Here is a 10969-nt window from a genome sequence, read left to right as displayed (position 1 = left end):
CTGTATTAAGCCCAATCTTCTTGGTCACTTTTTTGTTTCCTGTAAACTTCACCTGTGGCGTGAATTTTGCGGGTTTGTTCGTAAAGTGTTTCTTCGGTATGATTCCATTGTTGCAGGGCTTTTTTTAAGTCTGCTTGGATATCTCTAGCGCCGGGAAATCCTTTGTAGCGAATGATTAATCTTGCTAATTCTGATAAATTTTGGTCGGTTGGTTCTTTTCCTAATAAACTATCGACTGTGGCTCGATCGCGCTTGTATTGCGGGTGCTGTTGGTCTTGATTTTTTTCTAGTAAATCCATGTTTTTTTGTGGTAAAACGGTTCGTAGTGAGGACTTTAGTCCGCAAAATGCTGCGGACTAAAGTCCTCACTACGAACCTATATTATTAGGGTGAGTTTAGCGGACATCATATAATTTTGAAAAAAACAACACTTTTTTTCACTCAACCTCTAAGTAAAGGTGCGTTGCTATGAGAATTTTGAGCTTGGTTTAGGGATTGCAGGCGACACACCCTACAACTGAAAGCTGGAGTTTTGCGCCACGTTATTGCTGGGCGGTTTGGTTTAGACGAGATTGCGGCCGCCCATGAATTGCAGGAAAGCGGTAGTGCGATCGGCAATTTGGTTTTATTGAGGTAGATTTTTAGGTACGTTGTTGCGCTGTCTTCGCTCTTGGATCTAAGAAAGAGCGCTGAAGCGCAACAACATACCTTAATTTAAGTCGATCGCCCGGACAATCGATCGCCAAAATCAAGGAGACAGTTGCCACACCTTGATCGTGTCGTCATAACTGCCGCTGATCAGAGTTTTGTCCTCAGGATTAAAAGCCAATTCCACCCAAGTAGAATGACCTTTCAGCGTGCCTTGCTCCCCGCCATCCATCGCCCACAGCTTGATAGTGCCACTCAAATCGCTGCTGGCTAGCGTCGCCCCGTCGGGACTGAAAGCTACAGACTGAATTCGATCGGTATGACCGGCAAAAGTCACCTCACCGGACGGTTCGGGCCCGTGATCCGTGGTGATATCCCAAATCCTCACGGTATTGTCCCAGCCACCGCTGCCCAAAATTGTACCGTCGGGGCTGATTGTAAGCGCCGAAACAGCATCAACATGACCCGTGAGAGTGGCTTGGAATGCCCCTGTTTTCCAATTCCACATCTCGATCGTACCGTCGCCTTTGCCAGCAAACAAAGTGTCTTTATAGGAACTGAAAGCTACCGAATGCACTTCGTTTGTTATCCCGTTGAGTGTTTGCAACTCGGCGCCGCCTTCGACTTGCCACAGCTTCAAAGCATTATCTTTGCCGACACTGGCGAGGGCTTTGCCGTCGGGACTGAACACCACCGAGAACACGCCGTCTGTGTGTCCGTCCAATGTCCGAATTAACTGGCCAGAATAGAAATTCCACACTTTAATCGTACCGTCGGCGCCACCGCTGGCGATCGTCCTGCCATCGGGACTCACTGCCACCGACCACACGGGCCCCAAATGTGCCGCCAAAACCTTGAGCACTTTACCGTGACGCTTGTGCAGCAGGTGAATTGTCCCGTCGTTGTTGCCGCTGACTATCACGCGGCCGTTGGGAGTGACTGCTACGGCCCACACCGGATTTTTGTCTTGCTCTGTCAGAGTCCGCACTGCGGGCCGTGACAGCGATGGCTCAGTGCTGAAATTCTGCATGGGGGGCGGGTCGAACCGAATGTCGGGAATGCTAGAAACAGGCTCATTGGAAGTGAAAGCTTCCGATACCGGAGATGGCAAGCGAGAACCGAGCACCAATGAAATCAGAGCAACTGCGGCTCCCCCCCACATAGCTAAAGTCCACTTGGGTTTGCTGACAATCGCCTCTATCGGTGTCGGGCCGTATTTCATGTCTGTGAGAATTGCTTCGATCGATCGATAGCGTTTTGATGGTTCTCGCTCCACCATTTTATCCAAAATGCGGCCGAGTCTGGCCGAAACTGGTACTTTCAAATAATCCCTCCACGCCCAAGCGTCGGCTTTGATGTCAAACAAATCAAAGGGCGACATTCCCGTTAACAAGTGAATGCACGTGACGCCCAAACTGTAGATGTCGCTGCTCTTAATTGCTTCACCTTTAATTTGTTCCGGCGCCGCGTATTCGGCAGAACCCGTCACTGTTTCTGTTTTCAGCGGCCCGCTGTTGGCAGGAATTGCGGAGCCGAAATCGACTAAAACTAGACCGGATTCCTCGTCCCAAGAATCCAGATACTCTTTCCCGACTATTGCTGCGGACGTTTGGGAAGATTTGCGGTGAATGATATTGGACGGTTTGATATCTCGGTGAATCAGTTGATTTTCGTGGACAAATTCCAGCACTGGTAACAACTCGCTCAGCAGATACCAAATGTGAATTTCTTTAAAAACGCCTTTTTCCGAAAGTCGATCGGCTAAATTGCGCCCTTCGATGTATTCTTGCACTAAATACTGGCAGCCTTCGACTTCAAAAGATGCCAGCAGTTTCGGTACTTGCCGGTGTTTGCCCAACTTGTCGATAACTGAGGCAGAACCCAAAAATGTTCGGTTGAACTGGTGTTGACCGTCGGCGATTGACGGCATGGGGCCGCAGAACTGTTGAATGACGCAGCGGGGTTGCGCTGGTTGGTCTTCATCGGCTGCTAGGAAGGTGCCGCAAGCGATATTTTGGCCGAGGGTGTGAAATACTCGGTAGCGCCCTTTGAGCAGCAAGTTCGACTCGCAATTTGTGCAGGTTGTCGCGCGATCGAGATTTTTGGGATTCTGGCAATTGGGATTGATACAGTAACTCATTTGTCTTGCCGCTGGAGACCCCCGTCCGATTTAAAGGGAGGAGTGGGGGAGGAAAGCGGGGCGGTGCGTGCCGCTTCCTGTGGACAAATTAAATAATTTGAATCTTTGCTTTATCATAATTGTTTCCTAGATTTTAGCCACAATTGCTTGGAGCGATCGCGCGTAAATTATTGCTGACACCTATTTACCCAAATAATACAACTGTAGAAAAAATTCCCACCACTATCGAGTCAGTCATCCCCAATCTAAAATCGTCCGACACTTCGGCAAACAAGCGCGATCGCGCTGGCGACTTGTCAGTCAGCGTTTTGTGAGCCAGCGCAGCCGTCGCAGTCTAAAATCTCAAATTAATAGGACTTTTGTGCGATCGAGGCTGAATAAGTCGATCGCACCAAACTTGATTGCTCGGCTAGACTCGCTGTCCAAGAATTACGCTATACTATTTTTGTGGATACAGTAATTGTGGCAAAAAAGTCAATTTCAAAGTTCAAATCAACTAAAAATTTGAACTTTTGGTAACTTTCGCCAAACTAACTACTAACTTTTAACTATTACCAAGAATAATGGGTTTAAAGCCTCCTCTTTCGAGGGGGAAATAAAACAAAATTATTCACTCTTTCAATCCTCTTGCTTTTATGGAGAGGTAGCCCTCAATTGGTCAACTGTCAACTAAGAGGGCAGGCACGGGGACACTGCCCCTACAAATGTCAACTGTCAACTGTCAACTGTCAACTATCAACTGAACTATGCCGTTAATTCGCGTTCCCAAACCTTGGGAAATTCTCGACTCACAAATTACCTCAGAAACAGCCTTTCTCAACCGCCGCCGTTTCATGACCAATTTAATTGGCGCCGGGGTGACGGCTTCGCTGCTACCGCTTGCAGGATGTCGAGGCAATGACAGCTCAAAAACTGCCCTAGAAAAAAGCTCAACCCCAGCATATTCGGGCTTGAACCGGAATCCAGCCTTTGCAAAAGTCGATCGGGCAATTACCGACGAAGCCTTAGCTACCAAATATAACAATTTTTATGAGTACGGAGGCACAAAATCTATTTGGCAAGCCGCCCAAGCTTTACCAACCGAAAACTGGAAAGTAGAAGTAACTGGTTTAGTCAAAAATCCCCGCACCTACGATATAGACGACCTCCACAAAAAATTTCCCATCGAAGAACGAGTTTATCGATTTCGCTGCGTAGAAGCCTGGGCGATGGTAGTTCCTTGGGTCGGATTTCCCATGAAATTACTCATGGCTGATGTCGAACCGCAATCGAATGCTAAATTTGTGCGCTTCACCTCATTTTACGACTCCAAAATCACTCCCGGCCCCGGTTTGATGTCCCAATTTTATCCTTGGCCTTACACCGAAGGTATGCGGATTGAGGAAATGGCGAACGATTTAGCATTTTTTGCCACAGGATTGTACGGGCGGCGGCTGCCCAAGCAAAATGGGGCGCCGCTGCGGCAGGTGATTCCGTGGAAATACGGTTTTAAGGGCGCAAAGTCGATCGTTAAAATTGAATTTGTCGAAAAACAGCCCGCTACTTTTTGGAATACCATCGGCCCCAACGAATACGCTTTTGAAGCCAATGTCGAACCCGACAAACCGCATCCCAGATGGTCACAAGCCAGCGAACGGGTAGTCGGGCCCGGTAACAGTTGGTCGTGGGAAACTCGCCCAACTTTGCCCTATAACGGTTACGGCGAATATGTGGCGAGTCTTTACACCTAAGGCGGCAGTTGCAACGGCTTCTTATCCAAGGAAGTCCACTACAAGTGGACTCAAAAATAAAATGTAATTTCAACCGCCCACTTTGCAAATCGCTTGGAGTGGGTTTTGTCTTTATAGACGCGGGTGCAACAGCCGTTTTCTGTGAATTGTCAGAATTCAATAAAATCGGATCTAACTCTAGACTACGTCAGTCTCGACTGACATTAATTTGTTCTAAATAAAAAGGAAAGTATGCAATGCTTGAAATTCCCGGCATTCAAACATTAAATAAAATACATGAAAATTCTATTTCAACAGTTTATCGAGGTATTAGAGAACAAAATCAACAGCCAATTATTCTCAAACTGCTCAACGAAGACTATCCAACTCCCGGCGAAATAGTCCGCTACCGACAGGAATACAAAATTCTTCAAATCCTCAACCTTCCAGGAGTCATCAAAGCCTACGACTTACAAAAATATCGCAACACTCTCCTTCTAATCTTAGAAGATTTTGGCGGTTTCTCATTGAAACAAATGCAGGAACAGCAAAGCTTTAGCCTGTCTGAATTTCTCAATATCGGCATTCAAGCCGCCGCAATATTAGGACAAATTCACGCAGCAAACATCATCCACAAAGACATCAACCCCGGCAACATTATTCTCAACCCAGCCACAGGAAAAATCCAAATTATTGACTTCGGAATTTCCACCCTGTTAACCCGAGAAACTCCCACCATAAAAAATCCCAATTTTTTAGAAGGAACTTTAGCCTACATTTCGCCAGAACAAACCGGGAGAATGAACCGTTCCCTAGATTACCGTACAGATTTTTATTCCCTCGGCATTACTTTTTACGAACTCCTAACCAACCAATTGCCTTTTGAGACCAAAGATGCAATGGAATTGGTACACTCTCACATTGCCAAACAGCCATTACCCATCGACAAAATCAATCCACAAATTCCTCCGGCTGTGTCAGCAATAGTCATGAAACTTTTAGAAAAAACTGCTGAAAACCGTTACCAAAGTGTTTGGGGAATTCAAGCAGACTTAGAAGAATGTCTGCGTCAATTACAGACAACAGGAACTATTTCAGAGTTTCCTTTAGCTAAACAAGATATTTCCGATCGATTTCAAATCCCTCAAAAACTATACGGGCGGGCGGCGCCAGTCCAGGCTTTACTAGCAGCATTCGAGCGAGTTGCGAACCCACAACATAGTTTTTCTGGAAGCGAAATGATGCTAGTTGCAGGTTATTCGGGCATGGGGAAATCATCGCTGGTACAAGAAATTTACAAACCAATTACTGAAAAACGCGGCTATTTTATTTCCGGCAAATTTGACCAATTTCAGCGTGATATTCCCTACTCAGGGATTATTAGCGCTTTCTCGGGATTGGTGCGACAACTGCTAACCGAAAGTTCCGCAAAACTCGATGAGTGGCGCACTAAACTTTTAATTGCATTGGGTGCAAACGGTCAAGTAATTATTGAGGTAATTCCCGAAATAGAATTAATTATCGGCAAACAGCCTCAGGTAGCAGAGTTGAGACCAAATGAAGCGCAAATTCGTTTCTATTTTGTCTTTGAAAAATTTATTCGCGTGTTTTGTTCGGCGGAACATCCCCTGGTGATTTTTCTCGATGATTTGCAGTGGGTAGATGTAGCTACTCTCAATTTAATTCAATTGATGGTAGTGGATAGTGATACACAATATTTATTGCTGATTGGAGCCTATCGAGACAATGAAGTCAGCGCCCATCATCCCTTAATGATTACTGTGGATGAAATGCAAAAAGAAGGCGCTACAATTGATTTTATTTATTTAGCTAATTTAACCATCCAAGATATTAGTAATTTAATAGCTGACACTGTGCATGGCGATGCTATGTCTGTGCAATCTTTGGCTGACTTGGTGTTATGTAAAACTAACGGAAATCCATTTTTTGTCAATCAATTTCTCAAAATGCTGCATTCTGAGAAATTGATTAATTTTAGTTTTCTGGAATCTTCCGAGCTATCCATTCGCGAACCAGAGACTCTAACAAATAAAGGTTGTGGAGGATTTTGGCAGTGGGATATTGCTCAGATAAAAGCAATGGATATCACTGAAAATGTGGTTGATTTGATGGTAAAAAAAATAAAAAAGTTGCCGGAGACAACTCAAAACATTTTACGTTTTGCAGCTTGTGCTGGGGCATCTTTTGACTTAACTACTTTAGCAAAAATTTGTGAAAAATCTCCGGATTTGGTGTTCTCAGATTTGAAGCCCGCACTGGAAGCTGGTTTGATTTTTCCGGTGTCTGAGTTGGATATTGAACTGTTGTTTGAAGAGTACAAGTTTTTGCACGATCGCGTCCAACAAGCAGCTTATGCTTTGATTGACGAAGGGCAGAAAAAAGCGGTTCATTTGCAAATCGGTCGCTTGTTATTGGATAATAGCGATGGTGAAGATTTGTCGGAGGAGCTTTTTGAAATTGTCGATCAGTTAAATCTGGCGGCAGGAAAGGCGATAGGGGCGATCGCAGGGGAGTTTCCCTTGGGGATCGATCGCACGGAAAGAGATAAAATTGCCAAACTCAATCTTTTGGCTGGGAAAAAAGCCAAAGCTGCTACAGCTTATGCGGCTGCTGTCAAGTATGTCTGTTTTGGGATCGAACTTTTGGCTGCGGATAGCTGGGAAACTGAATATAATTTGACGCGAGAGTTGTATCTGGAAGCTGCGGAATTGAATTATCTGATTGGCAATTTCGAGCAATCGCAATTCTTGATTAATTTAGCACTGTCGCAGTTGCAATTGGCGGTGGAAAAAGCGGAATTTTTCGATCGCCTAATTACGCTGCATACCATGCTGGGGGAATACGAGGAAGCAATTGAATTTGGGCGCCAGGGCTTGCGTTTGTTGGGGGTTGAGTTGCCCGAAAAGCGGTTGCAGCAAGCTTGCAAAGCCGAATTTGCCCAAGCAACAGCACAATTGGGCGATCGGGAAATTGGTACTTTGCTGCACCTACCGGAAATGAAGATTTCGGAAAAAAGAACCGCGATGAAACTTCTGGATAAAATTATTCCCGCGAGTTTATTTTCCAATCCGATACTTTACCAATTAGTTGTTACAAAATCTGTCAATCTTTCTCTAAAATACGGCCCGGTGCCGGAATCATCTTACAGCTATGCTTGCTACGGCTTGGTGTTGTCGGCTGCGATGGCTGATTATCGCTCGGGATACGAGTTTGGGATGTTAGCTCTCAATTTGAGCGATCGCTTTCACGATTTGACGCAAAAATGCAAGGCATCGGAAATGCTTGTGGCTCATTTAAATCACTGGATACAGCCTCTGAAACTGTCGGATTCGATTAGCCATAATGGCTATCAAGCTGGCTTAGAATCGGGCGAATTGCAATTTGCAGGTTACATTCAGCTTTACAAATTGATGTATTCTATCCCCCAGGGCAAAAATCTCGAATCTCTGCGTGTAGAAGTGTGGAATTTTTTGCTATTTAACTTTAAAACTAACAATCAAATTGCTACTGATTACTTACTAGGCTGTCAGATAGCTTTGTTTAATTTACTGGGAGAAACTTCTAATTGTGAGGTATTTTCTAATGGCGAAATTAGCGAAGGACAATATTTAGAGCGGTGTGCCGATCGCGGCAGTTTTTTGGCAATCTGCGGCTATCAAATTTTGAAATGCCAGGTTTTGTATTTGTACGGAGAGTATGCAGCAGCTTTCAGCTATGCTGTGGAAGCTGAGAAAAAATTGAGTTTGGCGATCGGCACAATTATTGTAGCCGAACATAATTTTTATTATTCCCTAATTTTAACTGCGCTTTACCCGCAAGCTTCCAAGGGCGATCGCCAAAAATACCTGAGAAAGCTCAAAGCCAACCAAAAACAGATGAAAATCTGGGCTGATAGCTGTCCGGAGACCTTTGAGCATAAATACTTATTGGTAGCTGGGGAGATGGCGCGGATTGGGGGTAGGGAGATGGAGGCGATCGATTTGTACGATCGATCGATTACTTCAGCCAGAGACGGCTATTTTATCCAAAACGAAGCATTAGCCGCAGAATTAGCAGCCAATTTCTGGCTGAGCAAAGGTAAAGCAGAATTTGCCGAAATTTACCTAAAAAAAGCGCACTACAATTATCTAATTTGGGGCGCCAAACGCAAACAAGAAAAGTTAGAAGCAACTCACCCAAAATTATTAATAAAATCCACATCAGAAACTCAATTTCATGATGCCACTACAGTAACTATAGCCAGCCAATTAAACACCCCTGGTTTAGGAAGTTCAGCTTTAGATTTGGCTGCGGTAGTGAAAGCCAGCCAAGCCATTTCTGGCGAAATCCTCTTGGATAAGTTGCTGGCTTCTTTGATGAAAATACTGATTGAAAATGCCGGAGCACAACGAGGCTATTTGATTTTTCATTCTCCCTCAGATTGTGCCAACAACCATTCCGGGGAATTGCTAATCGAAGCTGCCGGTGCGATCGATTCCGACAATATTGCGGTATTGCAGTCAATTCCTATAGATAATAACCTACCAGTATCGATTGTTAATTATGTTGCCCGTACAGGAGAGACAGTAGTTTTAAGCCAAGCATTTGCCAGCAAGAATTTTAACAGTGACCCCTATATCAAACAGCATCAAAACAAATCTATATTGTGCGCGCCACTCCTGAACCAAGGTCAACTTATCGGCATAATTTACTTAGAAAACAACCTGATCGCTGGAGCATTTACATCAGACAGATTAGAACTGCTGAAAGTCTTATCGGCTTCGGCAGCCATCTCCATTGAAAATGCCAGACTTTATACTAATCTAGCAGATTCCAACCGCACCTTAGAAACAAAAGTAGAAGAACGCACATCGGAGCTCGCTCTTGCGAAGAAAAAAGCCGAAGTAGCAAACGAAGCGAAGAGCAGCTTTTTAGCCAACATGAGCCACGAATTGCGGTCTCCCCTCAACGCCATCCTCGGCTTTTCTCAAATCATGCTCCGCAGCCAAAATTTACCCAAAGAGCATCAAGATAATGTCGCAATTATTACTCGCAGCGGCGACCATTTACTAACTTTAATCAACCAGGTTTTAGATTTATCAAAGATTGAAGCTGGTCGGACTATTCTCAACTATAAGAATTTTGATTTTTATCAATTTATGGACGATCTCGAAGATATGTTCCATATCAAATCTGACGACAAACAATTGCAATTAGTAGTAGAATACAGCCCTGATGTTCCCAGATACGTCCGCACAGATGAAGTCAAATTGCGACAGGTTTTAATAAATTTGATCGGCAACGCTCTCAAATTTACTCAAGAAGGAGGAGTTGCAATAAAAGTTAATCTCAAACCAGAAGCAAGCAGTCTAAAGCCTGCTAAAACTGTTAATATTGTGGAGAATAGCAAAAATTCAAATATTCCAGCAAATCAGAGTCTTGAAAAATGTAGTAAAATTAGCCCACTACAAAATCCTAACGATGTAGATTCTGCATCTTCGTGCTTCCTGAATTTTGCAATCTCCGACACTGGGCCAGGTATCGCTGCCGATGAATTAGATAGTCTTTTTGAAGCTTTTGTGCAAACCCAAACTGGTAAAAACTCCCAAGAAGGCACTGGTTTGGGACTGCCAATCAGCCGCAATTTTGTAGAGTTAATGGGTGGCAAGATGAGTGTCTATTCAGAGTTGGGAGTCGGAACAACTTTTGTATTCGATACTAAAATTAGTGCGATCGATCCCAGGGAAATAGAAGGCAAAAAGACGGCGCTACAAGTGATTTGCCTCGCACCGAATCAACCTAAGTATCGCATTTTGATTGTTGATGACAAACCCAGCAATAATTTGCTGCTGCTCAAACTGCTTTCTCCCCTCGGTTTTGAACTCAAAGAAGCTTGTAACGGCCAAGAAGCTGTTGAGATTTGGAATGATTGGGAACCGCATTTAATTTTAATGGATATGAGAATGCCAGTGATGGATGGGTACGAAGCTACAAAACTAATCAAAGGCACTGTTAAAGGTCAAGCTACTGCAATTATTGCTGTAACTGCTAGTGTTTTAGAAGAAGAAAGAGCGGTTGTTTCTTCGGCAGGATGCGATGATTTTATCCGCAAGCCGTTCCGGGAAGCAGATATATTTGATGCGCTGCAAAAACATATTGGGGTAAATTTTATCTATGAGGAACCTGCTAGCAACAAGGATTTGACGAAACTGGAGATCGAGGATGCTTTGAGTCGGTCAGCTTTGGCGGATTTGCCTGCTGAATTGTTGGCTGATTTATTGGCAGCTTCCAGCCTCTGTGAGATGGCTAAAGTTGATAGTTGCATAGAGCAAATCCGCAAGCTTGATGAATCTGTGGCTGAGGCTTTAGCTTTCTTGGCCAATGATTTTGATTACAATCAAATAGTTTCTTTAATTGAAAATTATTAGGTTTGTAGTGAGGACTTTAGTCCTTTCTTTTCTGCGGACTAAAG

The 10969-nt window shown here is 44.2% G+C and carries 6 protein-coding genes; 4 read left to right on the top strand and 2 right to left on the bottom strand.

The window, feature by feature from the left end:
• Positions 1 to 5: 5 nt before the first annotated feature.
• Entirely contained in the window at positions 6 to 299 is a 294-nt protein-coding gene (locus tag QZ938_RS17010; RefSeq protein WP_293152548.1) for a DUF3288 family protein, read from the bottom strand.
• Between the two features lie 218 nt (positions 300 to 517).
• On the opposite strand from QZ938_RS17010, the gene QZ938_RS17005 reads away from it, so the two are divergent.
• On the top strand, positions 518 to 637 hold the full coding sequence (locus QZ938_RS17005) for a zinc-binding dehydrogenase (RefSeq protein ID WP_293152574.1): 120 nt from the start codon (positions 518 to 520) through the stop codon (positions 635 to 637).
• 111 nt (positions 638 to 748) lie between these two features.
• Here QZ938_RS17005 and QZ938_RS17000 read toward each other — a convergent pair whose 3' ends face one another.
• Entirely contained in the window at positions 749 to 2788 is a 2040-nt protein-coding gene (locus QZ938_RS17000) for a serine/threonine-protein kinase (protein WP_293351978.1), read from the bottom strand.
• Positions 2789 to 2958: 170 nt separating this feature from the next.
• Between QZ938_RS17000 and QZ938_RS16995 the strand changes: the two genes are divergently transcribed.
• The 3 genes from QZ938_RS16995 (at position 2959) to QZ938_RS16985 (ending at position 10925) form a co-directional block, all read left to right on the top strand.
• On the top strand, positions 2959 to 3102 hold the full coding sequence (locus tag QZ938_RS16995) for a hypothetical protein (RefSeq protein ID WP_293351976.1): 144 nt from the start codon (positions 2959 to 2961) through the stop codon (positions 3100 to 3102).
• Positions 3103 to 3534: 432 nt separating this feature from the next.
• Complete coding sequence (gene msrP / locus QZ938_RS16990; protein ID WP_293152556.1) at positions 3535 to 4518, top strand: protein-methionine-sulfoxide reductase catalytic subunit MsrP; 984 nt, start codon at positions 3535 to 3537, stop codon at positions 4516 to 4518.
• A gap of 236 nt (positions 4519 to 4754) precedes the next feature.
• Complete coding sequence (locus QZ938_RS16985; protein WP_293351974.1) at positions 4755 to 10925, top strand: AAA family ATPase; 6171 nt, start codon at positions 4755 to 4757, stop codon at positions 10923 to 10925.
• Positions 10926 to 10969: the final 44 nt, after the last annotated feature.

This window comes from Microcoleus sp. CAWBG27, assembly GCF_020883145.1.
Classification (GTDB): domain Bacteria; phylum Cyanobacteriota; class Cyanobacteriia; order Cyanobacteriales; family Microcoleaceae; genus Microcoleus.
Note: the sequence above shows the minus strand (reverse complement) of the source record. Positions and strands in the feature narration are given on the sequence as shown.

Excerpts from the sequence above, each read along its gene's own strand:
- QZ938_RS16985 (WP_293351974.1), top strand. The coding sequence starts at position 4,755 with ATGCTTGAAATTCCCGGCATTCAAACATTAAATAAAATACATGAAAAT.
- QZ938_RS17000 (WP_293351978.1), bottom strand. The coding sequence starts at position 2,788 with ATGAGTTACTGTATCAATCCCAATTGCCAGAATCCCAAAAATCTCGAT.
- QZ938_RS17010 (WP_293152548.1), bottom strand. The coding sequence starts at position 299 with ATGGATTTACTAGAAAAAAATCAAGACCAACAGCACCCGCAATACAAG.
- msrP (WP_293152556.1), top strand. The coding sequence starts at position 3,535 with ATGCCGTTAATTCGCGTTCCCAAACCTTGGGAAATTCTCGACTCACAA.